The organism is Type-F symbiont of Plautia stali, assembly GCF_059731105.1.
Genome location: NZ_AP035909.1, coordinates 163,383 through 188,877, shown reverse-complemented (window position 1 = coordinate 188,877; position 25,495 = coordinate 163,383). Strand labels below are relative to the sequence as shown.

The 25,495-nt window shown below is 58.5% G+C and carries 23 protein-coding genes, 4 tRNA genes and 1 other RNA gene; 7 read left to right on the top strand and 21 right to left on the bottom strand.

Annotated features, from left to right (window positions below):
* Window positions 1-42: 42 nt before the first annotated feature.
* Window positions 43-1,035 (bottom strand): lysophospholipase L2, encoded by a 993-nt coding sequence (pldB, locus tag AC6I7A_RS00845; RefSeq protein ID WP_009088474.1) that lies wholly within the window; start codon window positions 1,033-1,035, stop codon window positions 43-45.
* 112 nt (window positions 1,036-1,147) lie between these two features.
* On the opposite strand from pldB, the gene rhtB reads away from it, so the two are divergent.
* Window positions 1,148-1,771 carry a homoserine/homoserine lactone efflux protein gene (rhtB, locus tag AC6I7A_RS00840; RefSeq protein ID WP_003854387.1) on the top strand — a complete coding sequence of 208 codons (624 nt, stop codon included), beginning with the start codon at window positions 1,148-1,150 and terminating at the stop codon, window positions 1,769-1,771.
* A gap of 47 nt (window positions 1,772-1,818) precedes the next feature.
* Here rhtB and AC6I7A_RS00835 read toward each other — a convergent pair whose 3' ends face one another.
* The 4 genes from AC6I7A_RS00835 to pldA all read right to left on the bottom strand — a co-directional run bounded on the left by AC6I7A_RS00835 (window position 1,819) and on the right by pldA (window position 6,190).
* Window positions 1,819-2,619 (bottom strand): DUF1460 domain-containing protein, encoded by an 801-nt coding sequence (locus AC6I7A_RS00835; RefSeq protein WP_058958185.1) that lies wholly within the window; start codon window positions 2,617-2,619, stop codon window positions 1,819-1,821.
* 205 nt (window positions 2,620-2,824) lie between these two features.
* A complete protein-coding gene (gene rhtC / locus AC6I7A_RS00830; protein WP_009088470.1) occupies window positions 2,825-3,448 on the bottom strand; it encodes a threonine export protein RhtC in 624 nt (207 codons plus the stop codon).
* A gap of 12 nt (window positions 3,449-3,460) precedes the next feature.
* The gene (gene recQ, locus AC6I7A_RS00825) at window positions 3,461-5,287 is read right to left on the bottom strand and encodes an ATP-dependent DNA helicase RecQ (RefSeq protein ID WP_058958186.1); all 1,827 of its coding nucleotides are present in this window, start codon (window positions 5,285-5,287) and stop codon (window positions 3,461-3,463) included.
* 24 nt (window positions 5,288-5,311) lie between these two features.
* A complete protein-coding gene (pldA, locus tag AC6I7A_RS00820) occupies window positions 5,312-6,190 on the bottom strand; it encodes a phospholipase A (protein ID WP_009088467.1) in 879 nt (292 codons plus the stop codon).
* Window positions 6,191-6,383: 193 nt separating this feature from the next.
* Here pldA and AC6I7A_RS00815 point away from each other — a divergent pair, with 193 nt between their 5' ends.
* Together AC6I7A_RS00815 and rarD are read left to right on the top strand one after the other, a co-directional pair.
* A complete protein-coding gene (locus AC6I7A_RS00815) occupies window positions 6,384-6,854 on the top strand; it encodes a thioesterase family protein (protein WP_009088464.1) in 471 nt (156 codons plus the stop codon).
* A 20-nt stretch (window positions 6,855-6,874) separates the two neighbouring features.
* On the top strand, window positions 6,875-7,774 hold the full coding sequence (gene rarD / locus AC6I7A_RS00810; RefSeq protein WP_009088462.1) for an EamA family transporter RarD: 900 nt from the start codon (window positions 6,875-6,877) through the stop codon (window positions 7,772-7,774).
* Here the strand turns inward: rarD and AC6I7A_RS00805 are convergent.
* The 10 genes from AC6I7A_RS00805 to AC6I7A_RS00760 all read right to left on the bottom strand — a co-directional run bounded on the left by AC6I7A_RS00805 (window position 7,745) and on the right by AC6I7A_RS00760 (window position 18,499).
* A complete protein-coding gene (locus AC6I7A_RS00805; protein WP_009088460.1) occupies window positions 7,745-8,797 on the bottom strand; it encodes an AbrB family transcriptional regulator in 1,053 nt (350 codons plus the stop codon). The genes rarD and AC6I7A_RS00805 overlap by 30 nt on opposite strands.
* 95 nt (window positions 8,798-8,892) lie before the next feature.
* The gene (corA, locus tag AC6I7A_RS00800; protein WP_009088458.1) at window positions 8,893-9,846 is read right to left on the bottom strand and encodes a magnesium/cobalt transporter CorA; all 954 of its coding nucleotides are present in this window, start codon (window positions 9,844-9,846) and stop codon (window positions 8,893-8,895) included.
* A gap of 178 nt (window positions 9,847-10,024) precedes the next feature.
* The gene (ysgD, locus tag AC6I7A_RS00795) at window positions 10,025-10,081 is read right to left on the bottom strand and encodes a YsgD/CorL family protein (protein ID WP_350769477.1); all 57 of its coding nucleotides are present in this window, start codon (window positions 10,079-10,081) and stop codon (window positions 10,025-10,027) included.
* A gap of 67 nt (window positions 10,082-10,148) precedes the next feature.
* Window positions 10,149-12,311 carry a DNA helicase II gene (gene uvrD / locus AC6I7A_RS00790; RefSeq protein ID WP_009088456.1) on the bottom strand — a complete coding sequence of 721 codons (2,163 nt, stop codon included), beginning with the start codon at window positions 12,309-12,311 and terminating at the stop codon, window positions 10,149-10,151.
* A 112-nt stretch (window positions 12,312-12,423) separates the two neighbouring features.
* On the bottom strand, window positions 12,424-13,140 hold the full coding sequence (gene yigB / locus AC6I7A_RS00785; protein WP_058958096.1) for a 5-amino-6-(5-phospho-D-ribitylamino)uracil phosphatase YigB: 717 nt from the start codon (window positions 13,138-13,140) through the stop codon (window positions 12,424-12,426).
* Window positions 13,137-14,042 carry a tyrosine recombinase XerC gene (gene xerC, locus AC6I7A_RS00780; RefSeq protein ID WP_058958097.1) on the bottom strand — a complete coding sequence of 302 codons (906 nt, stop codon included), beginning with the start codon at window positions 14,040-14,042 and terminating at the stop codon, window positions 13,137-13,139. Before xerC ends, yigB begins: the two co-directional genes overlap by 4 nt.
* Window positions 14,039-14,743 carry a DUF484 domain-containing protein gene (locus tag AC6I7A_RS00775; RefSeq protein WP_009088449.1) on the bottom strand — a complete coding sequence of 235 codons (705 nt, stop codon included), beginning with the start codon at window positions 14,741-14,743 and terminating at the stop codon, window positions 14,039-14,041. Before AC6I7A_RS00775 ends, xerC begins: the two co-directional genes overlap by 4 nt.
* Window positions 14,740-15,564: a diaminopimelate epimerase gene (gene dapF / locus AC6I7A_RS00770; protein WP_009088448.1), complete on the bottom strand. Its 825-nt coding sequence runs from the start codon at window positions 15,562-15,564 to the stop codon at window positions 14,740-14,742. Before dapF ends, AC6I7A_RS00775 begins: the two co-directional genes overlap by 4 nt.
* Before the next feature lie 28 nt (window positions 15,565-15,592).
* Window positions 15,593-15,793 (bottom strand): LPS translocon maturation chaperone LptM, encoded by a 201-nt coding sequence (gene lptM / locus AC6I7A_RS00765; RefSeq protein WP_009088446.1) that lies wholly within the window; start codon window positions 15,791-15,793, stop codon window positions 15,593-15,595.
* 147 nt (window positions 15,794-15,940) lie between these two features.
* The gene (locus AC6I7A_RS00760) at window positions 15,941-18,499 is read right to left on the bottom strand and encodes a class I adenylate cyclase (protein ID WP_058958098.1); all 2,559 of its coding nucleotides are present in this window, start codon (window positions 18,497-18,499) and stop codon (window positions 15,941-15,943) included.
* Window positions 18,500-18,816: 317 nt separating this feature from the next.
* Between AC6I7A_RS00760 and hemC the strand changes: the two genes are divergently transcribed.
* From hemC to hemY, 4 genes are read left to right on the top strand one after another with little or no spacing between them, the layout of a single operon-like run.
* Complete coding sequence (hemC, locus tag AC6I7A_RS00755) at window positions 18,817-19,758, top strand: hydroxymethylbilane synthase (RefSeq protein ID WP_009088441.1); 942 nt, start codon at window positions 18,817-18,819, stop codon at window positions 19,756-19,758.
* Window positions 19,755-20,483, top strand: coding sequence for a uroporphyrinogen-III synthase (gene hemD / locus AC6I7A_RS00750; protein ID WP_058958099.1), 729 nt, complete (start codon window positions 19,755-19,757; stop codon window positions 20,481-20,483). The genes hemC and hemD overlap by 4 nt, the downstream gene beginning before the upstream one ends.
* Window positions 20,484-20,507: 24 nt before the next feature.
* Window positions 20,508-21,641: a uroporphyrinogen-III C-methyltransferase gene (gene hemX / locus AC6I7A_RS00745; protein WP_009088438.1), complete on the top strand. Its 1,134-nt coding sequence runs from the start codon at window positions 20,508-20,510 to the stop codon at window positions 21,639-21,641.
* Between the two features lie 2 nt (window positions 21,642-21,643).
* Window positions 21,644-22,840, top strand: a complete 1,197-nt coding sequence (gene hemY / locus AC6I7A_RS00740) for a protoheme IX biogenesis protein HemY (RefSeq protein ID WP_009088436.1) — start codon at window positions 21,644-21,646, stop codon at window positions 22,838-22,840.
* Between the two features lie 1,130 nt (window positions 22,841-23,970).
* Here hemY and AC6I7A_RS00735 read toward each other — a convergent pair.
* From AC6I7A_RS00735 to wecG, 6 genes are all read right to left on the bottom strand, one after another.
* Window positions 23,971-24,100, bottom strand: a non-coding RNA gene (locus AC6I7A_RS00735) — RtT sRNA.
* 32 nt (window positions 24,101-24,132) lie between these two features.
* Window positions 24,133-24,209 (bottom strand) — tRNA-Pro (locus tag AC6I7A_RS00730).
* 20 nt (window positions 24,210-24,229) lie between these two features.
* Window positions 24,230-24,316, bottom strand: a tRNA-Leu gene (locus AC6I7A_RS00725).
* A gap of 16 nt (window positions 24,317-24,332) precedes the next feature.
* Window positions 24,333-24,408 (bottom strand) — tRNA-His (locus AC6I7A_RS00720).
* A gap of 98 nt (window positions 24,409-24,506) precedes the next feature.
* Window positions 24,507-24,583 (bottom strand) — tRNA-Arg (locus tag AC6I7A_RS00715).
* A 158-nt stretch (window positions 24,584-24,741) separates the two neighbouring features.
* Complete coding sequence (wecG, locus tag AC6I7A_RS00710; RefSeq protein WP_058958100.1) at window positions 24,742-25,482, bottom strand: lipopolysaccharide N-acetylmannosaminouronosyltransferase; 741 nt, start codon at window positions 25,480-25,482, stop codon at window positions 24,742-24,744.
* Window positions 25,483-25,495 lie beyond the last annotated feature (13 nt).

Below are 25,495 nucleotides of genomic sequence, written 5' to 3'. Positions count from 1 at the left end.
GGTATCGGAGTCTGCCGGCTTTCGCCGGTCGGATAAATAACGTCAGTGATGCGCTGAAAAGAAGTCGACCACTGCATTGAGCGCTTCGGCACGCATCGCGTCTTTTTCAAACAGGATCTCATGACGCGCGCCGTTGATCACCCGCGGCGTGTTGCCCTCACACGGATGACCCGCCGCAGCCATCGCGGCACAAAACAGGTCCTGTGAACGGTTATCGACCACCCGATCCTCGCTGGCCTGTAACAGCAGCAGCGGCGTGGTGATCTTATCCACCTGGCTGATGATGTTGCGACCGGCATGGATGCCTTCGCGCACCCAGTGATAGGTCGGCCCGCCAACGCGAATCGCCGGATCATCAGCATAAAAGCGCAGGTTACGCCGGTAACGCTCAGCACTGTGCGTCAGCCGGTTGATGCCAAACGGATGCGCGCGCCAGCGTCCGGTGCCGAGCGCATAGCCATCGCGCACCGCCGGGCGTTTCTCCGCCCAGTCGAGTATCCGGTGGGTCAGGAAGGCGGGCAACGGCAGCGCAATACCAAACATCGGGGCCACCAGGGCAACCGCATGAAAAGCCTGCGGCTGCCGCGCCAGAAACAGCGTTAATATTGCGCCCCCCATCGAGTGAGCCAGCGCATAACGCTGCTGATAGTGACCGCTGACGATCTCTTTCAGATAGAGGGTTTCGAGATCGTCGACATAGTGGGTAAATTCCACCACGTGGCCGCGGTGTGAGTCCTCCAGCAGACGATCGGAGCGCCCCTGGCCGCGATGATCGAGGATCACCACATCGAAGCCACAGTGAAACAGATCGTAGGCCAGCTCGGGGTATTTGATGTAACTCTCGATGCGGCCGGGCACAATCAGGATGACACGCGTGTGTTTCGGTGACGTGAACCGGACGTAACGCAATGTCAGATTGCCGACGCCGGTAAACTCACGCTCTTCACGGCTGTGCCAGAAGTCGAGCAGCGGACCGGTTGCAAAGGCAGCAAAGGCTTTTTCGCGTCGCAGCCAGCTGGCTTTGTGTGGATTCATTCGCCCTCCTGATGACCGGATAAAGAGTCCCTGTTGCCGTACGCAGGCCGTAGCGCCGCGCTTATTTCTGGCGTATTGTGTCACACTTCCGCCCCTAAAGAGAGCGCAACCCATGACCATCGAATGGTGGCTGACCTATCTGCTCACCACCACAATTCTCAGCCTGTCGCCCGGCTCCGGCGCGATTAACACCATGAGTACCGGCATCAGCCACGGCTATCGCGGCACGGTGGCCTCCATCTCCGGCCTGCAGGTCGGGCTGGCGCTGCATATCGTGCTGGTAGGCATCGGGCTGGGCGCGCTGTTTTCCCAGTCGCTGCTCGCCTTTGAGATTCTGAAATGGGCCGGTGCGGCCTATCTGGTCTGGCTGGGTATTCAGCAGTGGCGCTCAGCGGGCGGTATTGACCTGGACGCGGTCGCTAAAGCGATGCCGCGCCGTCGCCTGTTCAAACGTGCCGTGCTGGTGAACCTGACCAACCCCAAAAGCATCGTCTTTCTGGCGGCGCTCTTCCCGCAATTTATTCAGCCGCATCAGCCGCTCTTTATGCAGTATCTGGTGCTGGGCGTGACGACCGTAGTGGTCGATATCATCGTGATGATTGGCTACGCCACGCTGGCGACCCGCATTGCGGGCTGGATTAAAGGGCCAAAACAGATGAAGCTCATGAACCGTATTTTCGGCGGACTGTTTATGGCGGTCGGCGCCCTGCTGGCCAGCGCCAGGAAGATCGCCTGATCCTGACGCGCCGGCCCGCCAGGGCCGGCGCGATCGCTTCTCTCTCATCACACCGCCGGCACGGCACGCAGCACGATGATGCCCGGCACTGACCGCATATATTCCCTGAACGGCGCATCGACAACCCGGCGGTTTTCAGCCCGCGAGGAGGCGTTCCTGAACCACAACCGGCCATCGTGCCGGACGGCAATCCCCACATGTGAGACATCCAGCCCCGCCGCGGGCGTGTAAACCCCGACGTAATCGCCATTCTGAATCTGGTCAAGCAGCCGGGGCGTAAGGGCGCGGGCCGGAATGTAAGTGATCGGACGCGGCATCACACCCAGACCCGGCACTTTTTCTGTTCCGCTGGCCTGACGATTGAGTTTCTTCATCACCGTCACCGCCGCCGGGCTCAGTGTGCGGGTGACGTCATCGGCAATCGGCGGGCTGTCAGCAGCCCAGTCGGAAAAAAAGTGGCGCCGTTTCAGGTAGCTGACCTCGCCATCCCGATAACGGATGCGGATAAGGCTGGCTTCAAAGCTGGGGCGATCGTGGCTTTGGCTCAGCGCCTGCACATAATCCAGCAGCGTAAAGCAGTCTACCCCGTAGAGGTTGATCACCAGCGCTTCGGGCGTCGCAGGCGAGCCGATCAGCGTATGGGCCTGATAAGGTGTCCCGAGAAAAGCCGCAGAGATCCGGCTAATCCTGTCACCCTGCGGCAGGCCGGGCGCAGGAAGCTGCGCCAGCATCGACGTCACCTTATCCGTCCGGATCGGCTGCGATGCCGGATAACGGGTCGCCGCCGGTGACGCGCAGGCGCTGATGCCCGCACTCATTAACAGCAGCAGCAGCGCTTTCATTCTCATCATCCTGTTCCTGCAAAAATATGCCCGGTTACCGACCTTACCAGAGGTGATGCCTCGGTAGATTAACACCGGGTGACGATTGAGTGACGGTTAAGGTAACGGGATAAACGGTGAAGCAGAGTGTGATCGCTGTCACATGAGGGAGAGACGACGGGAGGTGAGAGCCATGCCGGACGCGCCTCGTGCACGCCGGCATCCGCGATGCTTAGCGGGAGATAATCAGATGGATGCCGAAACCGGCAAAGAGCACCCCTGCCATACCATCCACCCATTTTGCCAGGCGCTGATATTTCGCACGCATCCACGGCAGGGCAAAGATTGCCGCCACCAGCGCAAACCAGGCAAAAGTTTCCGCAATGATCAGCAGGAACAGCCCCCAGCGCTCCGTCGCGCCGACATCATCCCCGACAAACAGCGAGAAGACGCTGCCGAAGTAGATAATCGCTTTGGGGTTTGAGAGATTCGTCAGCAGCCCTTTGAGAAAGCTCATGCCGCGTTTTGGCAGCTCCACCACCGGCTCATCCTGCTGTGGCTGTTTGTGGCGCTGACGTGCCGAGCCCATCAGCTGCCAGCCCATCCACAACAGATAGAGTCCGCCACCGACCATGATGATCTGATGCAGCCAGGCCATTTTCTCCAGAATCAGATGCAGCCCCATCAGCGCCACTCCCGCCCAGACAACGATACCGAGCGTAATGCCCAGCACGCCCATCATTGCCTCTTTGCGTGAGCGGCTGGCAGCCGTCTGTGAGACGAAAAAGAAATCCGGGCCGGGGCTCATCAGCGCCACCAGGTGTACCAGCGCCACAGTGGCAAATAACATCAGCATAATCAGTGTCCTTTACTCTTCATCGAGATGCTCTTTGATCATCACCAGGAAAGGTTTGCCAAAGCGCTCCAGTTTGCGGTGACCCACGCCATTGACGCTGAGCATCTCTGACGCGCTGACCGGCATCTGTTCTGCCATTTCAATCAGTGTGGCGTCATTGAACACCACGTAAGGCGGAATATTCTCTTCATCGGCGATCGCTTTTCGCAGCTTACGCAGCTTGGCAAAGAGCTTGCGATCGTAGTTGCCACCGTGAAACTTCGCCGGACTGCTGCTCTTCGTCTTCGCGGTAATCAGGCGTGGCACCGCCAGCATCAGGGGGACTTCACCGCGCAGCACCGGGCGGGCAGCTTCGGTCAGCTGCAGCGCCGAATGCATGGCAATGTTCTGCGTGACCAGCCCCAGATGGATCAACTGACGCAACACGCTGACCCAGTGCTCGTGACTCTGATCTTTGCCAAGTCCGTAGACCGGCAGTTTGTCATGGCCCTGTTCCCGGATACGCTGATTGTTGGAGCCGCGCAGCACCTCCACGATATAGCCCATGCCGAAACGCTGTCCCACGCGGTAGATGCCGGAGAGCGCCTTCTGCGCCTCGACCAGACCATCATACCGTTTAGGCGGATCGAGACAGATATCGCAGTTATCGCACGGCTGCTGGCGCCCCTCACCAAAGTAGTTGAGCAGCACGAGGCGGCGGCAGGTCTGCGCTTCCGCAAACGCGCCCATGGCGTTAAGCTTGTGGCGTTCAATATCCTGCAGCGGCCCCGGCACTTTCTCTTCCAGACACTTACGCAGCCAGGCCATATCTGCCGGGTCGTAAAGCATCATCGCCTCGGCGGGCAGACCATCACGGCCGGCACGGCCGGTTTCCTGGTAGTAGGATTCGATGTTACGCGGGATATCAAAGTGAACCACAAACCGGACGTTGGGCTTGTTGATGCCCATCCCAAAGGCCACCGTCGCCACCACGATTTGCAGATCGTCACGCTGAAACGCTTCCTGCACTCTGGCGCGCTGTTCGCTGTCGATACCGGCATGATAGGCCCCGACGCTCAGCCCACGGCTCTGCAGGCGCGCGGCGGTGTCTTCCACCTTCGCCCGGCTGTTGCAGTAGATAATGCCGCACTTGCCGCGCTGATCCTGCACGTAGCGCAGTAGCTGATCGGTGGGCTTAAATTTTTCCACCAGGGTGTAGCGGATATTGGGACGGTCGAAGCTGCTGATCTGGATCAGCGGGTCCTGCATGTGCAGCAGGTTAACGATGTCGTTACGGGTGGTTTCATCGGCGGTCGCGGTCAGCGCCATCACCGGCACCTCCGGGAAGCGTTCACGCAACCGGCCCAGCGCGCCATATTCCGGACGGAAATCGTGCCCCCACTGCGAGATACAGTGCGCCTCATCCACCGCCAGCATCACGGGCTGCCAGTGCGCCAGATTGTCGAGGAAGTTATCCATCATCAGGCGTTCGGGGGCGATGTAGAGCAGCTTCACCCGACCGGTGCGGCAGTCAACCATCACCGTCTGCTGCTGTTCGCGCGTCATGGTGGAGTTGAGACACGCCGCGGCCACGCCGTTTGCCAGCAGCTGATCGACCTGATCTTTCATCAGTGAGATCAGCGGCGAGACCACCAGCGTCAGGCCTTCGCGCACCAGCGCCGGGATCTGATAGCAGAGCGATTTACCGCCGCCGGTGGGCATGACCACCAGACAATCGCGCCCGCTCAGCGCCTGATTGATGATCGTCTGCTGACCGGGACGAAACTGCTGGTAGCCGAAGGTATCCTGCAATACCTGCTGCGCCAGCGCTTCCTGATTGAGAACTGCCGAGGTTGCCACGCGATTCCTGTCGTACGTTAGGGATTAGAACAAGTCGTTGAGCGTTACACCCACACCCAGACGCGTCTGGCGATGGTTGTAATCGATCAGTGATTCACCGTAGCCGCTGAACACCTGCGTATAGAAGCGGACATGCTCACTGATTGGGTAGCTCCAGGCCATCGTCGCACCGCCATAACCGCTGTTCCAGTTATAGTTGCCTTCAACGCTGAAGATACTGTCGCCCAGCTTATAGCCCAGGCGGGTGCGGTAGTAACCCATATATTTGGTGATATCGGGGTTGTCGTCATTATTTGCCCCGTCCGGGATGCGATACCAGGGTTTGATCTCCGCCAGGAAGTTCCCGTTCTCCGCCATCAGCCGCGCATAAACGCGGTTCCAGCTGCGCGAAGTGGGATCGCTGCGTCCGTTAGACTCATGATTAAGACCCAGTTCGACATCCCGCAGTGTCCAGCCACCCAGCGAATAATCCGTGGCCCAGCCAAGGAAAATCTGTGGCTCATAATTGGTCTCACGGAAGGGCGAGGATTCACCGCGATTCGACAGCTGCCACCAGGAGCGCTGGGTGTAAGAGGCGGCCAGCACCGAGTTATCGCCCAGAATACCGCGCCACAGCGGAAACGCCAGGCTGAGCTGGAATTTCACTTCATCTTTGCGGGCATTTTCTCCCCAGTTATAGGAGGAGATCGCCTCTTTATTCAGGTCGCTGGTGTAGGTGTAGAGCAGATAGTTGTTCTCGTAAGGATAGAGAACAAACGGATTATCATGCTTCTCCAGCAGGTTAGCAATGATGCTGCCCTGAACCTGTGGCGCGTCATGAACCTCTTTGATCTGAGCTTCATCTGCCTGCGCCAGCGCAGGAATTATCAACATTGCCGCCAGCAAGGCGCGATGCTTACGCATAAAATTCTCCGGTGAGCGCTGCGTATCAAAACAACTGAAAGGGTGTCGTAAAAAGCAGGCCATTCTACACGCAAATGGCAGTGAGCAAGAGTGCTGATTTCTTAAACTGGAAACCCCCTCGCAGGCGGCATAGAATACACAACTCATTCAGATTGCGCGCCCCTCTGGCCCGATTTTTTCAGGACACATCATCATGTCATCACCCGTGCTGACACCGCAGGACGCTCGCCAGCTGGTCGGCGAAATTTTCGTTTATCACATGCCCTTCAATCAGGCGCTGGGTCTGGAACTGATGCGCCTGGAGGCGGACTACGCCGAAATCAGCTTTGCCAACAAAACCATGCTGGTGGGCAACCAGGCACAACAGATCCTGCACGGCGGGGTGATCGCGTCGGTTCTGGATGTGGCGGCTGGCATGGTCTGCGTCAGTAACGCGCTGACCCGTCAGGAGAGCATCAGCGAAGCCGAGCTTCGCCAGCGCCTCTCCCGCATGGGCACCATCGATATGCGCGTTGACTATCTGCGCCCCGGACGCGGCGAGCGCTTTACCGCCACCAGCAGCCTGCTGCGTGCCGGTAACAAAGTCGCCGTGGCGCGCGTCGAGCTGCACAACCAACAGGGCGACTATATCGCCACGGCAACCGCCACCTATCTTATCGGCTAAGCACGCCATCTGGATCTCATATGGATACGCAACAAACCCGCCAGGGCGTGGGTTTCGCCCTGGGGGCTTACTTTATCTGGGGCATCGCGCCGGCTTACTTCAAACTGGTGAAGCAGGTTCCGGCCACGGAAATCATGACGCACCGGGTTATCTGGTCTGCGCTGTTTATGCTGCTGCTGATTACGCTGAGCCGCAGCTGGCCCGTCGTACGCAGCGTGTTCTCTCAGCCAGCAAAAGTGCTGATGCTGGCGCTGACCGCGCTGACCATTGGCGGCAACTGGCTGCTGTTTATCTGGGCGGTCAATAATCAGCATATGCTGGAAGCCAGTCTGGGTTACTTTATTAATCCGCTGATCAATGTGGTGTTCGGTATGCTGTTTCTGCGCGAGCGTTTCCGTCGTCTCCAGTGGCTGGCGGTGCTGCTGGCCACCCTCGGCGTGCTGGTGCAGCTGTGGCAGTTCGGTTCGCTGCCGGTGATTGCGCTGGGGCTGGCGCTGAGCTTCGCCCTGTATGGTCTGGTGCGTAAAAAGATTCAGGTCGATGCTCAGAGCGGCATGCTGATTGAGACCCTGTGGCTGTTCCCCCTGGCGGCCATCTATCTGTTCGGCTTTGCCGACAGCCCTACCAGCCATCTCTCCGCTAACCCGCTGAGCCTCAACCTCAGGCTGGTCGCGGCAGGGATTATCACCACCATTCCGCTGATGCTGTTTGCGGCGGCCTGCAGCCGGCTGCGTCTCTCCACGGTTGGCTTCTTTCAGTATCTCGGTCCGACCCTGATGTTTATCCTGGCGGTCGTTTTCTACGGGGAAACCATCACGCCAGACAAGATGGTCACCTTTGGCTTCATCTGGCTGGCGCTGCTGGTGTTTGTCTGCGATGCGGTGGCGTTTTCATTCCGCACCCGTGCGCGCGTAGCGTGAAATAAAACGCGCCATCGCCGGACCGGTCAGCAGGATGGTGAACAGACGCAGCGTCTGTAACGCCATCACAAAAGCCATGTTGACCTGGGTGCCCGCGGCAATAATCGCCACCGTGTCCAGCCCGCCCGGACTGGTGGCGAGATAGGCGGTCATCAGATCGATATCCAGCATCTGCGTCAGCATCCACGCCAGCCCGCCACACAACAGCATCAGCCCGAAGATGGAGGCGAGCATCTGCGGCAGCGTGCGCAGCGCCAGCAGGAAAATCGGACGGGTGAACCGGAGCCCGACACTCCAGCCGATCAGCGCGTAGGCCAGAGCCAGCAGCCACTCCGGCACCTGGAGTACCGCAACACCGCTGCCGTTCAGTGCTGCCCCCGCCAGCGCGGGCAGCAACAGCGCCCCCGACGGGATGCGCAGCCGGGTGCCCAGCCACGCGCCCGCCAGCATCACCGCCAGCGTGATGACAAAGCCGCGATTCAGGGCGGGAAACCAGAGCAGCGAGACGCTGTGTGCCTCATCCCCCAGACCGATACGTGCCACCAGCGCCGCCGCCGAGGCGACAAACAGCACCCGCAGATACTGCATGAACGCCACCAGCCGCACGTCGGCCCCAAAGTCGCCCGCCATCGCCACCATGGCGGATGCGCCACCCGGTGACGATCCCCAGGCACCGGTCGGGCCAGGCAGCTGACTGAAACGCACCAGCAGAAAGCCCGATACGCCGCTGGCCGCCAGGGTCAGCAGCAGCACCGCCAGCACCACCGGCCACTCCTGAATCAGCGGCGTCAGAATCGACAGCGACAGGCTCTGCGCAATCATGCAGCCCAGTACCGCCTGCGCCAGCAGGAACAACCGCCTGTCGATGCGCAGCGTTGCGCCTGATAATCCCATTACCACGCCGACCGCCATCGGGCCCAGCAGCAGCGCCGCGGGCACCTGAAAGTGGTGCAGCAGCGTCCCCAGCAGGACCGACACCAGCAGCAGCAGCGCCCACTGCACGCGTAAGGATAAAGCGTCCATAAAAGTTAATTATTTGTAAAAACAAGGGGGACAGAGTACGCAGAAATGGCGACGGGAGCCAGCAGAACGGGCCATCGACGATGGCCCGGAACGTTTTACAGCCAGTTTTTACGTTTGAAGTAGAGATAAGGTGCCAGGCCCGCCAGGATCATCAGGCCAATCGCCGCCGGATAGCCAAAGCTCCACTTCAGCTCCGGCATAAACTCGAAGTTCATCCCGTAGCTGGATGCCACCAGCGTCGGCGGCAGGAAGACGACGGAGACCACCGAGAAGATCTTGATGATGCGGTTCTGCTCGATGTTGATAAAGCCCATCGCGGCCTGCATCAGGAAGTTGACCTTCTGGAACAGTGATTCGTTGTGCGGCAGCAGCGACTCGATATCGCGCAGGATTTCACGCGCCTGCTCCAGCTGATTGCCCGGCAGACGCGCTTTGCGCACCAGGAAGTTCAGGGCGCGCTGGGTATCCATCAGGCAGAGACGCACTTTCCAGCCGATATCTTCCAGCTCTGCCAGGCGTGACAGCGCCTGATCGTACTCTTCGCCCTGCTGGCCTTCCATAATCACCCGGCTGAGTTTCTCCAGCGCGCTGTAGATGTTCTCGATCTCATCCGCCAGCTGTTCGATTTTGGTTTCGAACAGGTCGAGCAGCAGCTCAAACGCGTTGCCGTCGATCAGGGTCTGGTTTCGGGCGCGCATGCGGTAGAGACGGAAAGCGGGCAGTTCGCGTTCGCGCAGGGTATAGAGGCGGCCTTCACGGATGGTGAACGCCACGGTGGAGTTACCGGCGTGGTCGTCCGCATCTTCATAAAAGAAGAAGGAGTGGATGTGCAGACCATCTTCATCTTCGAAGAAGCGCGCCGACGCCTCGATATCTTCCAGCTCAGGTCGGGTTGCCAGGCTCTGGCCCAGCTCACACTGCACCCGGTCACGCTCGCCCTCTTCCGGCTCGATCAGATCGACCCAGACGGAGGTGGTCAGCTTGTCGTTTTCGTCTTCCAGCTCCAGTCGCGTCAGGCGGCTGTGGTCCAGTTTAAATGCGCTCAGCATAGCAATACTCCCCATTGCAGACTAAATGGGACAAGGCAATCCGCCGTTCCTCAACACAGAACGGGCGGCCTGAACACGGAAACAGAGTTTCAAAGGTAAATCAGTGCTGACTCGTGCGACGGGATCAAAAAGGGAGGTCGCTGATAACCGCTAAGGCTACCCGCGTAAAGAGGTAGCCTTAGATGTTATGCCTGGTATCCAGGTCATTGAGCCAGCATCGACTGGGCGTGTCCAAGGCGTTGTCCTCTCATGATAATAGTGGGCGCATGTTACGCTGAGACGAAAAAGCCGTCAACCGCACGCTAAAGCGTTTCCAGCTTCGCGTAAGCCGCCACCAGCCACTTGATTCCCTGCCCCTGAAACGCCACCTGCAGGCGGCTGTGCTCGCCGCTGCCTTCCAGGTTAATGATGGTGCCTTCACCAAATTTGGCGTGATGAACACGCTGGCCCAGCGAGAATCCGCTGTCATTTTTGGTCACCGGTGCCCCCATCCGCTGATGGCTGACCGGACGACTGACACTGGCGCGCAGCCGCACTTCTTCAATGCACGTTTCGGGCAGCTCACCGATAAAACGGGAAGGACGGTGATACACTTCCTTACCATAGAGTCGGCGGGTTTCAGCGTAGGTCAGCGTCAGCTTGAGCATCGCACGGGTGACGCCGACATAAGCGAGACGACGCTCCTCTTCCAGCCGGCCCCCCTCATCCAGCGACATCTGGCTCGGGAACATCCCCTCTTCCATGCCGACGATGAAGACCTGGCTGAACTCCAGCCCTTTTGCCGAGTGCAGCGTCATCAGCTGAACCGCATCCTGCCATTTGTCTGCCTGACCTTCGCCCGCTTCCAGCGCCGCATGAGATAAAAACGCCTGCAGCGGCATCAGATCTTCATCTTCGTCCTGATAGCTGAACTGGCGGGTTGCCGTCACCAGCTCCTCAAGGTTCTCGATTCGCGCCTGACCCTTTTCACCTTTCTCCTGCTCATACATCAGCCACAGACCGGAGTCTTTAATCACCCGATCGGTCTGAACATGGAGCGGTAATTCGGCGGTTTCGGTCGCCAGGGAATCGACCAGCTCACAGAAGCGTTGCAGCGCCGAGGCAGCCCGGCCAGCCAGCGCGCGGGTTTGCAGCAGTTCGCGCGTCGCCTGCCACAGGGTCATCTGACGTTCGCGGGCGGTCTGACGCACCACGTCGAGCGTCCGATCGCCCACGCCGCGCGTCGGGGTATTGACCACACGCTCAAACGCCGCGTCGTCATTGCGGTTCGCGATCAGACGCAGATAGGAGAGCGCATCTTTGATCTCCTGACGTTCAAAGAAGCGCATGCCGCCATAAATCCGGTAGGGCATGCTGCTCTGCAGCAGTGCCTCTTCCAGCACGCGCGACTGGGCGTTGCTGCGGTAGAGAATGGCGCAGTCATTGAGCGCCCCGCCGTTCTCCATCCAGACCTTGATGCGGTTAACCACGAAGCGCGCTTCATCCAGCTCATTGAAGGCGCAGTAGATAGAGATCGGTTCCCCATCGCTGCCGTCGGTCCAGAGCTCTTTACCCAGCCGGCCATTGTTATTGGCGATCAGGGCGTTGGCGGCTTTCAGGATGTTATTGGTTGAGCGATAGTTCTGCTCCAGACGGATGGTTTCCGCGCCGGGGAAATCCTGCAGGAAGCGCTGAATATTTTCGACCTGCGCGCCCCGCCAGCCGTAGATCGACTGGTCATCGTCACCCACGATGATCACCCGGCCGCTGTCACCCGCCAGCATCCGAATCCAGGCATACTGAATGTTGTTGGTATCCTGGAACTCATCCACCAGCACGTTGGTGAAGCGTTCGCGGTAGTGATTCAGAATATGCGGCTTGTTGAGCCATAACTCATGCGCGCGCAGCAGCAGCTCGGCAAAGTCCACCAGACCGGCGCGGTCGCACGCTTCCTGATAGGCCTGATAGATGCGCAGCCAGGTCTGCTCGATCGGATTGCCGTAGCTTTCGATATGCTTTGGCCGCAGGCCTTCATCTTTTTTGCCGTTGATGTACCACATGCCCTGGCGCGCAGGCCACTGCTTCTCATCCAGGTTCATCGATTTAATCAGGCGCTTAAGCAGGCGCAGCTGATCTTCACTGTCGAGGATCTGAAAGTCCTGTGGCAGACCGGCGTCAAGATGATGAGCACGCAGCAGGCGATGCGCCAGACCGTGGAAGGTCCCGATCCACATCCCGCCCTGGCTGGTGCCAATCAGCTGCTCAATACGGTGACGCATCTCCGCCGCCGCTTTGTTGGTAAAGGTCACCGCCATAATGGAATAGGGTGAACAGTTCTCTACCGACATCAGCCAGGCGATGCGATGCACCAGCACCCGCGTTTTGCCACTGCCCGCGCCTGCCAGCACCAGCAGGTTACTGCGCGGGGCCGCTACGGCCTCACGCTGATTGTCATTTAACCCATCGAGCAGTTCAGAAACGTCCATAAGCACCGGTTACCAAAGAGAAAACGCCGTCATCGCGCGCGGTAGTGCGCCTGCCACAGACAAGGCTGGCGGCAAAGCTGAAAGCGGCAACGACTGGATAAATTTACAGCCATTATAGCAGTGAGGTGAGTGATGCCAACCGCGAAATTTCGACATGCGGCAACAGGCGCGCGTCCGGGATATGCATCAGGTTGCCCTGCCGCAGGTTAATCCAGCACGCCTGCAGCCCGCCGCGCAGCGAACCCGCCACGTCAGTGGTGAGATCGTCGCCCACATGCAGAATATGGTGGGGGGCGATAGCAAGACGCTGCGCCGCCAGCTGATACATATCCTGCCACGGCTTGGCGCGCCCGTCGGGCCCGGCGCGCAGAGTGAACTGAAAATAGCCGGCAATACCCATTTTTTCCGGGCTGGCGTTGCCGTTGGTGATCGCCACCAGCGGCACCTTCTCCGCCAGCGCTTTCAGCGTCTGATGGGTTTCCTCCGGCATCACAACCTGACTCCTCCACTGGTGGAAGACAGCCATCACCTCTGCCGCGCCCGCCGTGGCTTCCGCCGCAGAGAGGCCGATATTCAGCATCGCCAGCTCAACCGAACGGCGGCGCCACTCCGAAACGTCGTGAAAGATGTCGGGCTCGCGCTGCAACAGCTCATCACGCAGTTGCTGATAATCCTGCTGCGTAAAGTCGCGCAGCGCCGGATGAAAAGCCTGTAACGCGGCATGAGACTCCAGCGTGGTGCGGCGGATCACCGGGTAGTTATCGTAAAGCGTGTCATCAAGGTCGAAAGTCATGGCTTTGATGGCCGACAGCGGACGATAAAACTTCATTCGTTCTTTCCTCGTTTGGCGCGGGGATGCGCGGCGTCATACACCGAAGCCAGATGCTGGAAGTCGAGATGGGTATAGATCTGGGTCGTCGACAGGTTCGCATGCCCCAGCAACTCCTGCACGGCACGCAGATCGCCGCTGGATTCCAGCAGATGCGTTGCAAAGGAGTGACGCAGCTTATGTGGATGGATATGACTGGCGACGCCCTGGCGAATACCCCATTCGGCGAAGCGCTTCTGCACGCTGCGCGGCGAGATGCGGTTGCCGCGCGTTGAAAGAAAGAGCGCATCATCCTGACAGCCGAAGGTCTCACGCAGCGGCAGCCACTGTTCGATCCAGGTCACCGCCGTGCGGCCAATCGGCACCCGGCGCTCTTTACTGCCTTTACCTACCACCCACACCTCACCGGAATCGAGGTCGACGTGGCGGCAATCCATATTGACCAGTTCAGAGAGACGCAACCCGCCGCCATACATCACCTCCAGCATCGCCCGGTCGCGAACGGCCAGCGGATCGCTGAGATCGATCTCCAGCAGCTGATTCACTTCGTCAACGTCGATATTCTTCGGCAGATGGCGCGCTTTACGCGGCGTCATCACCCCTTTGGCGGGGTTAGCAGCGAGCATACCCTGACTGACCTGCCAGTCCAGGAAACTGCGCAGGGCGGAGAGACGCAGCGCAAGGCTGCTGGCCGAGAGTCCGGCGCGGCGGCTGCGCGCCGCCATACTGCGCACCTGGGCGGGCTCCAGCGCGGCCCAGCTGCTGAGCTTCATCTCATCCGCAATCGCAACCAGCGCAGCGAGCTGGCGCGCATAGCTGCTCTGGGTCAGCGGACTTAACTGGCGTTCCACTTTCAGGAAGCGCAGAAATCCGTCAACGGCCTCCTGCAGCGCGCTGCTCATGCGCGTTCAACCCAGCGCGACAGCAGACCTGGCATCATCTGTGACAGGTGCTGCAACAGCAGCGTTCCCATGCCTGACTGATAGTGCTGGCTGTCGCGGCTGCTGAAAATCAGCACGCCGAGGTCGCCCGCTTCGCCCATCAGCGACATCGCCACCGAGCCGATCGCTTTAGCCTGCGGCAGCAGCAGCAGCAGTTCCGGGCCGTTGATGTTGCCGAGATAGTGGTGCTGATGACCGAAACGCTGAATACGCAGCGGTTCGAAGGCCTGACGCGACAGGCTCAGCTGGAAGAAATCGGAGGGGGCACCCAGCAGCCATTTATCGCTGAACAGCCGCACGTTGGCGCCCGCCAGCCCCAGCTCTCGCGCCCAGCGATGCAGACGGTTGAGCATATCCTGCAGGGAGTCAGCCGCGGCCAGATGGCTCTCCAGCGACAGCAGACGATCAAACAGCTCATGGTTGGCGCTGGCCTGCTCCATCAGCAGCGTGATCTCCTCTTCCAGCCGCTGGATGTGGTTGCGCTGACGCGCCATATGCCACTCAACCAGCGAGACGCTGCCGCGAACCGGATGCGGCACGGCCATCTGTTCCACTTCGCGGGCGTTACGGATAAAGAAATCGGGATTCTGCCGCAGATAATCACTGACGGCCTGATCGTCCAGCAGAACCGAACTGTCAGCCTGCTCTTCGATATTTTTCATAGATGAATAAACCCATCGTAGACGTGTGTCGCAGGACCGGTCATGTAGAGCGGCTGTCCGGCCCCTTTCCAGGTGATATGCAGGGTTCCGCCGGGCAGATCGACACGCACTTTGGGTGCCAGAATGCCCTGCTGGATGCCGCATGCCACGGCAGCACAGGCGCCGCTGCCGCACGCCTGCGTTTCTCCCGCGCCGCGTTCGTAGACGCGCAGGCGGATGTGTTCGGGATTGACGATCTCCATGAAACCCACATTGACCCGCTCCGGGAAGCGCTCATGGCTTTCCAGAATCGGGCCCAGCAGTTCAACCTGTGCGGTTTTCACACTTTCAACCTGAATCACGCAGTGCGGATTGCCCATCGACACCGCGCCCAGCATCACCGTCTGTTCGGCCACGCGCAGCAGATAGAGGTTTTCCGCTTTGTTGGCACGGAACGGCACCTGCTGCGGCTCAAAGTTCGGTTCGCCCATGTTCACGCGCACCTGATCGTCCGGCGTCACGGTTAACACCATGCGGCCATTCTGGGTACTGACCCGGATATCGCTTTTGTTGGTCAGCCCTTTCAGCTGCACAAAGCGGGCAAAGCAGCGTGCGCCGTTACCGCACTGAGCCACTTCGCTGCCGTCGGCGTTGAAAATGCGGTAGTGGAAATCGAGATCGGGATCGTAGGGCGGTTCAACAATCAGCAGCTGATCGAAGCCGATCCCCAGATGACGATCGGCCAGCCGGCGGATCAATTCCGGCGAAAAGAAGACGTTTTGCGTCACCGCATCCACAACCATAAAATCGTTGCCGAGACCGTGCATTTTGGAGAACTGCATTTTTTGCTCCGCCGGGTAAGCCATCAGATTAGTTCGCTTTTACGCCTGAATTGCCGGTTACCAGCCCGCCCACATCGGCTTTAGAGGCGTCCGCTTTCTGGCGTTCGGTCGGCGCTTGTTGTTTCTTCGGCTGATCCTTCGGCGGGAAGTAAAGCGGCCCTTTCAGACCACAACCTGCAAGGCTGATTACTGCCAGTGTCATGGCAAACAGGCTTATCACTTTCTTCATTCTTTATGCTCTTCATGTCCTTTACCTGGATGCTTATCATCGCAGTTGAAGGTGGAAAAGCAACAGGAAATCCCCGCAAATAGCGTGAACCTGATAAGCGGTCAGGAAGCGCGCGGCCACCTGCTGAACGCAGGCAGCCGGTCGGCATCAGTGCACCTGATAGCGAGGCTGATAGTCGCTGTTGTCGTTGTCAGGCTGGCTGGTGCAGAGCTGGGTCAGCGTCTGACTGCGGAACGGTATCACCTGAAAACGCTCGCCGGTGTTCACTATCTGGTAGAACTGCGGCAGGTTAAAGTTGATGAAGCTCGACCCGTAGGTAAAGCGATCGTGCGAGGAGGAGTAGAACCGGCTGACGTCGCGCACCAGCTCCTCTTTGCTGCCTTCGCAGTGATGATAAACCTCAACCCGGTTGGACTCATCCAGGATGTAGATGTTGAAGCCCTGGTCGTCCGTCGTGTTCTCGAAAAAGAACTGAATAATGCCTTCGCTGGCATAGCCGTTGACCACCGGCGGCAGCGGCGTCTGGTTGGTTTCGACTTTGATCGACAGCCCGTGCAGCTTGTTATTGGAGATCGCGCCATAAAACTCCACCGCGTTTTCCAGCTTCTGCACGGAGACGCTCATGCGTTCAAAGAAGAGTCCCCAGGTCTGGCCAGCCATACGCAGCGCCTTGAAGCGGCCAGGCTCCTGACGCGTGCTGGAGAGGCGCAGCTCAATGCACTCGGACACCAGCTGCTGAACGCGCGTGCGAATCAGACCACGCAGATGCTGGCTGTAGCAGAAGACTTCTACCGTGTCTGGCGGTGCGGCATCCTGGTGCATCTTGCCCAGAATGGTTTTCAGTCCCTCGATCATCGCCTGTTCACCGCTGAAGTGCAGGGTTCGCACCTCATTCCATGAGTTACGGTAGAGCAGGTCAATGCTGCCAATCAGACACTGCTGCTGCTGACCAAAGCTGAAGACATCGAGTTTGCGGAAGTCAAAATGCACCACCTGATTGCGGAAGGCCGCCGTCGGATCGTGCTCAAGGTTCACGATAATCGCCAGGTGACGAATTTCGCACGGGCTGTAGAGCGCTTTGGGCGTCGGCGCAGGCAGGCGCAGCGGGAAGTGGCTGGAGACGTCGTTAACCAGCTCCTGCAGGCGCGCCAGATCGCAGGTGTCATTGCCTTTGATATGCAGCCGGGTTTTGCGGGTCAGCAGGCCATTGAACCACGCCCACGCCACCAGCTTGTTCAGATAGCGGTTATATTCCAGCGGCTGATGGCTGATGATCGAATCCATATCCGGCGCCTGATTATAGAGATACCAGCCGGAGCGGTTGGCACGGCCAGGCGGCACATGAATAAAGGTCAGGTTCGGCTCAGAGAGATCGGGTGAAATCTGCGGGTTCACCAGCGTCACTTTGCCCGGTAGCGCCTCAAAGGCGGCATACAATTTACGGGTCAGCACGCCGATATCCTGCGGGCTGGCGCTCACGCTTAAATTGTTACGGCGGGCAAAGCGGATCAGGTTGCGATAGCTCTGCATCATCGCATCCAGCAGTTCATTGTGGGCTTCACGCACGCGCTCGATTTTCCACCCGGCGCGGTTATCCAGGATACCGAGCTTCTCGTCGTTCCAGCCCCACTCTTTCACCAGCTGCGATAAAATTTCGCGACGCCAGCCGCTGCGCTGCGGATGGTCGTCCGTGCTGAGCTTTTCGCACACTTTGAGATAGAAACAGCGCCGCACCAGGTCGAGACGCGGCTGATCGTCGATGCTGGTCAGATAGTGCGTCACGCGCTCCAGCATCATGCAGTAAGGGTCCAGCCCGAAGCAGATGATTTCGCCATCGTGCAGACGCTGTTTAATGTCCATCGCCAGCAGCTGGGTGTTCGGGTATTCCCAGCTGTAGGCTTCCAGCAGCAGGGTCTTCAGCACCGCTTTATAGGGCGAATCGATGCTCTTATAGAGCTGCCACAGGCTGGCACCGAAATACTCTTCCGCCGACAGGGTGCCAAGGCCGCCCAGATCGAGCCACTCGTTAGGCGTCAGCACCCCTTTGGCGTAAAGCGACATCACGTAATCGTCGTAGTGATGCTCCTCTTCGCCCGGTACCATGTTCCACAGGAGGCGTTTACCCGCCATACGCACTGCGGTGCGGTAAAACTCATCCAGCAGGAGAATGTGTTGCGTTGAGCCGCAATCTTCACCGCCCAGACTGCCGCTTTCGTTGTGACGGAAGCGGTTCTCGTCGATCAGGAAGAAGCTCACTTCCACGCCCATCGAGACGCACCACTTCTGCAGCAGCGTGCATTTGCGCTGCAGATTCAGGCGCTCTTCATTATCCAGCCAGGATTGATGGCAGACCCAGATATCGAGATCCGAGACGCTGTTCTGCCCGACAGAGGAGGTGCTGCCCATGGAGTAGATCGCCGTGATCGGCATTTCGCCTTTCGGCGCATCGGCATGGCGCAGGTCGCTGTCACCGGTGAGATCGGCCAGTAGCTGACGCTGGTTTTCATCAGGCGTGAAAAAGCTGATGCCATGTGGAACGTTACCTTCAAGGTAACCCGGCATCTGCGGATGTTGATAATGTAATAAGGTTGGCAGCAGACTGTAGACGCGCTGAAAAGCGGGTCCCATGGCAGCCAGCGCACGATCAACGCGCAGCTGGTTGATTGCATCCAGTCTCTGTTTCAGTGTCTCAATGTAGAGGTACAAGACGTTTCGCCTGATTGTCCCAGTGTTTAAGCACCCTGTTTCCCCGCTCTGCCGCTTATAAAAGTAAAAAAGTGGGCAGATAATTGCTGGAAACGTGATCAATCTAACACCCGGCAGATTGACCGTAAAGAAAGTTGCGCTACTTAACAGTTTAGCACGTTCTTACCAGCTTCCCGCCTTTTCAGCACTGGTTCCCACGTGATGGCTTGATAAACCGGGCCTGAAACCGCTCACAGGCCGTTTTCAATCCGTTGAAACTGACAGTATTCACCCAGAGATGATAGGATATTCAGTGAACGATAAAAATGGTTAACAGCATGTTAGACAAAATTTTCAGAATTGCTACAAGACAAAGCCCGCTCGCATTATGGCAGGCACATTATGTACAGCAACGCCTGATGAGCGCCCATCCGGGACTGCGCGTTGAACTGGTGCCGATGGTCACCAAGGGTGACATTATTCTTGATACGCCGCTGGCGAAAGTCGGCGGTAAAGGGCTGTTTGTTAAAGAGCTGGAACTGGCGATGCTGGATGGCCGGGCCGATATGGCGGTGCACTCAATGAAAGATGTGCCGGTCGATTTCCCTGAAGGTCTGGGCCTCGTAACCATCTGCGAGCGCGACGATCCGCGCGATGCGTTCGTTTCTCATCATTATGACAGCCTGGACGCGCTGCCTCAGGGTGCTATTGTCGGCACCTCCAGCCTGCGTCGTCAGTGCCAGATTAGCGCTCGCCGCCCGGATCTGGTGATCCGCTCGCTGCGGGGCAATGTGGGCACCCGTCTGAGCAAACTGGATGCCGGTGAATATGACGCGATTATTCTCGCCGTTGCCGGGCTGAAACGTCTGGGGCTGGAAGATCGTATTCGTCAGGCCCTGCCTGCTGAAGTCTCCTTACCCGCCGTGGGCCAGGGCGCAGTCGGTATTGAATGCCGTCTGGATGACACCACCCTGATCGGCCTGCTGCAGGCGCTGAATCACGACGACACGGAAGTCTGTGTCAGAGCGGAACGCGCCATGAATACCCGTCTCGAAGGGGGGTGTCAGGTGCCTATCGGCAGTTTCGCCGTGCTGGAAGGCGATGAACTCTGGCTGCGCGGCATGGTCGGTGCACCGGATGGTCATGTAATGGTCAGCGGCGAGCGTCGTGGTCCGCGGAGTCAGGCCCGCGAGATGGGCATTTCCCTGGCCGACGAGCTGCTGGACGGTGGCGCCCGTGAGATTCTGCAGGACGTTTACCAGGGGCAGCCACCGGCATGACCATTCTGGTGACGCGCCCGGAACCCGCCGCGGCAGAGCTGGTGTCACGCCTGCATGCCCTTGGCAGGCAGGCGTGGAGCCTGCCGCTAATCGAGTTCGCACCGGGCGCGGACCTCCCCTTTCTGCCTCAGAAGCTCGCCGCCCTCCGCCCGGGCGACCTGGTTTTCATTCTTTCTCAGCAGGTTATTCACTACGCGCAGCACGCGATCAAAGCATGGCCCGGCGAGCTGGACTATTATGCAATTGGTCGCAGCACTGCGCTGGCGTTTCACACCGCCAGCGGCCGGCAGGTAACATGGCCCCATGCTCATGAAACCAGTGAAGAACTGATTCAGCTGAATACGCTGCAGCAGATTGCCGGTAAACGTGCGCTGATCCTGCGCGGCGACCCCGGACGCGAATTGCTGGCAGAGACATTAACCCGGCGTGGTGCTGAGGTGACGTTTGCTGCCTGTTACCAGCGCTGTCAGAAGCATTACGACGGACCGATCGAAGGCCGCCGCTGGCGCGATCGCGGCGTCTCGGTACTGGTGGTCACCAGCGGTGAAATGTTACAACAGCTCTTTTCGCTGTTCCCCGCAGTTGATCGCGAGGAATGGCTGCTCAACTGCCGACTGGTTGTCGTCAGTGAACGTTTGGCTACCCTGGCTGCAGGATTGGGTTGGCAGGATATTCAGGTAGCCGATGGTGCCGATAACGATGCGCTGCTGCGCGCGTTACGATGAACTTAACAATGGGATGTGCCACATATGACGGAACAAAAAGACTCCTCCGCCATGGTTGAAGAAACCACCCCAGCGGTCGACCGCTCTCTCTCCAGCAACGACACGCCTCCGCGCAATGCGAATAAAGGTGGCATGGCGCTGGGGGCAGTGGCGATCGTCATTGCGCTGGCGATGGGTGCAGGTTTATACCTTTACGGGAAACATCAGGCTGATTTACAGGCACAAACCAATCAGAAGCTGAGTGACCAGCTGAGTGCGCTGCAGCAGCAGGCCAGCAGCGACAAACAGCAGCTGACCCAGCAGCTGAGCGGCGCTGAAACCGCACTGCAGACGGCACAGGCCCAGCAGAACGCGTCAGCCAAAGAGCTGGAAACCCTGCGTGAAAAAATGGCCGTGATTTCCGGCAATGACGTGCGCAGCTGGTTGCTGGCCCAGGCCGATTATCTGGTGAAACTGGCTGGCCGCAAGCTCTGGAGCGATCAGGATGTCACGACCGCCGCTGCGCTGCTGAAAAGCGCCGATGCCAGCCTGGCCGACATGAACGATCCCAGCGTAATGAACGTGCGTCGCGCCCTGACCCAGGACATCAGCAACCTCTCCTCCGTCACGCAGGTCGATTATGACGGCGTGATCCTCAAGCTGAATCAGCTGTCGAACAACGTCGATAATCTGCGTCTGGCAGACAACGACAGCGATGATGCGCCGATGGACAGCGATGGCGGCGAACTGTCGGGTTCCGTGCGCGAGTGGCGTCAGAACCTGGTGAAGAGCTGGCACAACTTTATGGATGACTTTATTACCATCCGCCGCCGCGATAATACCGCCCAGCCGCTGCTGGCGCCGAATCAGGATGTCTATCTGCGGGAGAATATCCGCTCGCGTCTGCTGATCGCAGCGCAGGCTGTGCCGCGTCATCAGGATGAGATTTACAAACAATCTATCGATACCGTCTCCGCCTGGGTTCGTGCCTGGTATGACACTAACGATGCGGCAACGAAAGCCTTCCTTGCCCAGCTGGATGAGCTGAGCCAGCAGAACATCAATATGGATCTGCCTGACACGCTGGAAAGCCAGCCGTTGCTGGAACAGCTGATGCAGACCCGTGTGCGGAACCTGTTAGCTCAGCCCTCTGCCGCTGCCACTCAGCAGGGAGGCTAAGCATGCTTAAGGTATTTATCCTCTTTATCCTGCTGATTGCGGGCGTGGTACTGGGACCGATGATTGCCGGTCATCAGGGCTATGTGCTGATTCAGACTGATAACTGGAATATTGAGACCAGTGTCACCGGGCTGGTGATAATCCTTATTCTCAGCCTGCTGGTAATTCTGGCCGTGGAGTGGCTGCTGCGTCGCGTGCTGCGAACCGGCGCACGCACCCGTGGCTGGTTTACCGGGCGTAAACGCCGCCGCGCCCAGCGTCATACGCAGACTGCGCTGATGAAGCTGGCGGAAGGTGACCATCGTCAGGCGGAAAAACTGCTCTCTAAAGATGCCGATCACGCGGATGTGCCGGTAGCAAACTACCTGCTGGCTGCGGAAGCCGCGCAGCAGCGCGGTGATGAAGTGCGTGCCAATCAGCATCTTGAACGCGCGGCAGAGCTGTCCGAAAACAATACTATTCCGGTAGAAATTGCCCGCGCACGTATTCAGCTGGCGCGCAATGAAGATCACGCTGCACGTCACAGCATCGATCGTCTGCTGGAAGTGGCACCACGTCATCCTGAAGTGCTGCGTCTGGCTGAACAGGCCTATGTCCGTACCGGTGCCTGGAGTGCGCTGCTGGATATTCTGCCTGCGATGCAGAAAGCGCAGGTCGGCGACGACCTCCATCGCGACGCGTTGCAGCAGCAGGCCTGGCTGGGCCTGATGAATCAGGCGATGGCCGATCAGGGCAGTGACGGTCTGAAGCGCTGGTGGAATACGCTGAGCCGTAAGACCCGTCAGGATACCACGCTGCAGGTCGCCATGGCGGATCACCTGATTGAGTGTAACGATCATGACACCGCGCAGTCGATCGTGCTGGAAGGCCTCAAGCGTCATTATGACGATCGTCTGGTGCTGCTGATGCCCCGCATTAAAAGCGGCAATCCGGAAGCACTTGAGAAGGCGCTACGTCAGCAGATCAAACAGCATGGCGCAACGCCGCTGCTGCACAGCACGCTGGGGCAGTTGCTGATGCGTCATGGAGAGTGGCAGCAGGCAGCGGATGCTCTGCAGCAGGCGCTGGCACAGCGTCCTGACGCATTCGATTATGCGTGGCTGGCGGATGTGTATGATCGTCTGCATCGTCCGGAAGAGGCCGCGAAGATGCGCCGTGAAGGCTTACTGCTGACGCTGAAAAATAATCCTGGCGCCTGACAGGCGCAAAGCTAACTAAGCCGGGCTCGCCCGGCTTTTTTGTGCCCGCAATCTGCCGCTCCTTCTCCTCAGGCAAAAAAAAACACCTGCCAGTGGCAGGTGTAAGATCAGGTCGGTAAGACAACCGGGAGGTACCCGACTCAACGTGGTGTCTGGTAATCCTGTAAGGCTTTCGCGATACAGGCAGGCAGACAACAGGTACCTAAAATTGGCTCTGCATCATTCCCAGGTTTATGCAGCATCAGCAGACATAAGAGGTGGAATGAGCATCTACAGCAGGAGTATTGCACAAGCCGTGCCAGTCTGAAGATTTTTTTAAAAGATATTTAAAATCATTAGGTTATTGAAGATGCTGAGCGCTTCAGCGGAGCAGATGGCGGATAAGTGTCGGTATCCAGCGACAGCAGAGACTTTCTCTGTCTCTGAACGGAGACAGCGAGCCCGGACTCTTTATGAATCTATAAATAACAATGACTTATTTGTCGGCAATTCACGACGCTAGCGATCCTGCTTCAGCAACCTTCTCTGACAACTGACTCACTCAAAGCGGGTAATCTGGCATCAAACAATACGCTAACGAGCACGCCGGCTCTCACCACAGTGCGGGCTTCAGGGAGCATACGCCTTTCGCAAAGACGCAAAAGACGCCATCCATGGCAGGCTCAGCGCGGGCCATCCCTGGCCCGCTATGCTTTGCTACAGGCGTATGCTCCCTTCGCTTCACGTATGGCAGACGCATCAGATACTTACAAGGAAGCTTTGGACTAATGACAGATCTAAACCCGGATGCATCTAACCACAGCGCATAAGCTCAACGCGCAGGGAACACGGTCAGAAGAGGAAAGCGTCCCGCCGCCCGGATAAAAACGCCGGGAGCGTTTTTGAACAACGCAACGCGTTGGCCCGTTTACGGGCGCACCTCATGGATGAGGTGCGTAATCGCGTGGGCCGAGCGGCCATGGATGGCTTAAGCGACTTTCCGATCTGACCGTGTTACCTTCGCAGGCTCGAACTGACAGCAACATTGTTACACCGCACCCACCCGGTCCGGCCCATATCTCCCGCAGACATTCAAATCCACTTTTCTACAGACGAAAAAAAACCTGTCTTTTCAGACAGGTTTCTAAAAATGGTCGGCGAGAGAGGATTACACTGCTCTGCGAGCAGCGCCCTCCGGGCCGTTGCTGAAGCAACGTTGTCTCGCTACGCTCGGCTCAAACCTCCTTCGGAGGTTCTCATCCTCTTTTTTTCAGACGAAAAAAAACCTGTCTTTTCAGACAGGTTTCTAAAAATGGTCGGCGAGAGAGGATTCGAACCTCCGACCCACTGGTCCCAAACCAGTTGCGCTACCAAGCTGCGCTACTCGCCGATTTTTTTAACTGTTTTGCCTGGTGCGAAGAGAGGGACTTGAACCCTCACGTCCGTTAAGACACTAACACCTGAAGCTAGCGCGTCTACCAATTCCGCCACCTTCGCGTATCCCAGCAAAATCTGGGGTGGCTAATGGGACTCGAACCCACGACAACTGGAATCACAATCCAGGGCTCTACCAACTGAGCTATAGCCACCACTGTACTTAATGTTACAAGTCAAAGACCTGCAGCATGTAAATCTTTACTGCCAACCGCGGTAAATCAACCACCGAAGCTCATGCGCACAAACGATATGGCGCGCCCGACAGGATTCGAACCTGAGACCTCTGCCTCCGGAGGGCAGCGCTCTATCCAGCTGAGCTACGGGCGCGTAGCGCCGTTGCGGATGTGCATACTAGAGATAAGCGCCCATCGTGTCTAGTGCTTTTTAAATAAAAAGGCGCGTTTGATTACGCTTTGTGCATTTCGTCGACAAATAGTACATTTCCGTGCTCACCGTGCGTAAAAATGCGGCATTTATCAGCGATATCAGAGATCGCCGCGCCAGTGATAGCGCAAATATTTAAGCAGTTTTAACTGCCTGCGCAGGCGGCTCGGCTGCCGAATCAGACGGTAGAGCCACTCCAGCCCCAGCCGCTGCCAGATTTTGGGCGCGCGCTTCACATGGCCGGTGAAGACGTCGTAGGTTCCCCCTACCCCCATATAAAGCGCATCCGGCCAGTATGCGCGGCACGCCAGCATCAGCAGCTCCTGACGCGGCGACCCCAGCGCCACGGTCACCAGCTTTGCGCCGCTGGCGGCAATCCGGGCAAACAGGGCATCCTGATCCGCTGGCGCAAAATAGCCATCCTGCGCCCCGACAATATTCACATTCCACTGACGACGCAGCTTCGCGCAGGTCTCATCCAGCACCTGCTGGCGACCACCCACCAGAAACACCGGCATCCCTTCCCGCCCGGCGCGTTCCATCAGCGCCTCCCACAAATCTGCGCCCGCAATACGCTGCACTGACGCCTGCGGATACTTTTTACGGATCGAGCGCACAATGCTGATGCCATCGGCATAGGCATACTCCGCCTGCGCCAGCAGCGTGCGTAATCCCTCATCCCGCTCGGCGGTCAGGATCTTCTCCGCATTGATCGCCACCAGAATGCCGCTGCGTACGCTCTGCGGCGGCATCAGAAAGCTCACCGCCGACGACATATTTTCGAAGCCATACAGGTCAACGCCGCGGATCCGGTACTGCGGCGTATCCGTTAACTGTGTCATATCTTCCGTTAAT

Coding starts and splice junctions, on each gene's coding strand:
- pldB (WP_009088474.1), bottom strand. CDS start 1,035: ATGAATCCACACAAAGCCAGCTGGCTGCGACGCGAAAAAGCCTTTGCT.
- rhtB (WP_003854387.1), top strand. CDS start 1,148: ATGACCATCGAATGGTGGCTGACCTATCTGCTCACCACCACAATTCTC.
- AC6I7A_RS00835 (WP_058958185.1), bottom strand. CDS start 2,619: ATGAGAATGAAAGCGCTGCTGCTGCTGTTAATGAGTGCGGGCATCAGC.
- rhtC (WP_009088470.1), bottom strand. CDS start 3,448: ATGCTGATGTTATTTGCCACTGTGGCGCTGGTACACCTGGTGGCGCTG.
- pldA (WP_009088467.1), bottom strand. CDS start 6,190: ATGCGTAAGCATCGCGCCTTGCTGGCGGCAATGTTGATAATTCCTGCG.
- AC6I7A_RS00815 (WP_009088464.1), top strand. CDS start 6,384: ATGTCATCACCCGTGCTGACACCGCAGGACGCTCGCCAGCTGGTCGGC.
- rarD (WP_009088462.1), top strand. CDS start 6,875: ATGGATACGCAACAAACCCGCCAGGGCGTGGGTTTCGCCCTGGGGGCT.
- AC6I7A_RS00805 (WP_009088460.1), bottom strand. CDS start 8,797: ATGGACGCTTTATCCTTACGCGTGCAGTGGGCGCTGCTGCTGCTGGTG.
- corA (WP_009088458.1), bottom strand. CDS start 9,846: ATGCTGAGCGCATTTAAACTGGACCACAGCCGCCTGACGCGACTGGAG.
- uvrD (WP_009088456.1), bottom strand. CDS start 12,311: ATGGACGTTTCTGAACTGCTCGATGGGTTAAATGACAATCAGCGTGAG.
- yigB (WP_058958096.1), bottom strand. CDS start 13,140: ATGAAGTTTTATCGTCCGCTGTCGGCCATCAAAGCCATGACTTTCGAC.
- xerC (WP_058958097.1), bottom strand. CDS start 14,042: ATGAGCAGCGCGCTGCAGGAGGCCGTTGACGGATTTCTGCGCTTCCTG.
- AC6I7A_RS00775 (WP_009088449.1), bottom strand. CDS start 14,743: ATGAAAAATATCGAAGAGCAGGCTGACAGTTCGGTTCTGCTGGACGAT.
- dapF (WP_009088448.1), bottom strand. CDS start 15,564: ATGCAGTTCTCCAAAATGCACGGTCTCGGCAACGATTTTATGGTTGTG.
- lptM (WP_009088446.1), bottom strand. CDS start 15,793: ATGAAGAAAGTGATAAGCCTGTTTGCCATGACACTGGCAGTAATCAGC.
- hemC (WP_009088441.1), top strand. CDS start 18,817: ATGTTAGACAAAATTTTCAGAATTGCTACAAGACAAAGCCCGCTCGCA.
- hemD (WP_058958099.1), top strand. CDS start 19,755: ATGACCATTCTGGTGACGCGCCCGGAACCCGCCGCGGCAGAGCTGGTG.
- hemX (WP_009088438.1), top strand. CDS start 20,508: ATGACGGAACAAAAAGACTCCTCCGCCATGGTTGAAGAAACCACCCCA.
- hemY (WP_009088436.1), top strand. CDS start 21,644: ATGCTTAAGGTATTTATCCTCTTTATCCTGCTGATTGCGGGCGTGGTA.
- wecG (WP_058958100.1), bottom strand. CDS start 25,482: ATGACACAGTTAACGGATACGCCGCAGTACCGGATCCGCGGCGTTGAC.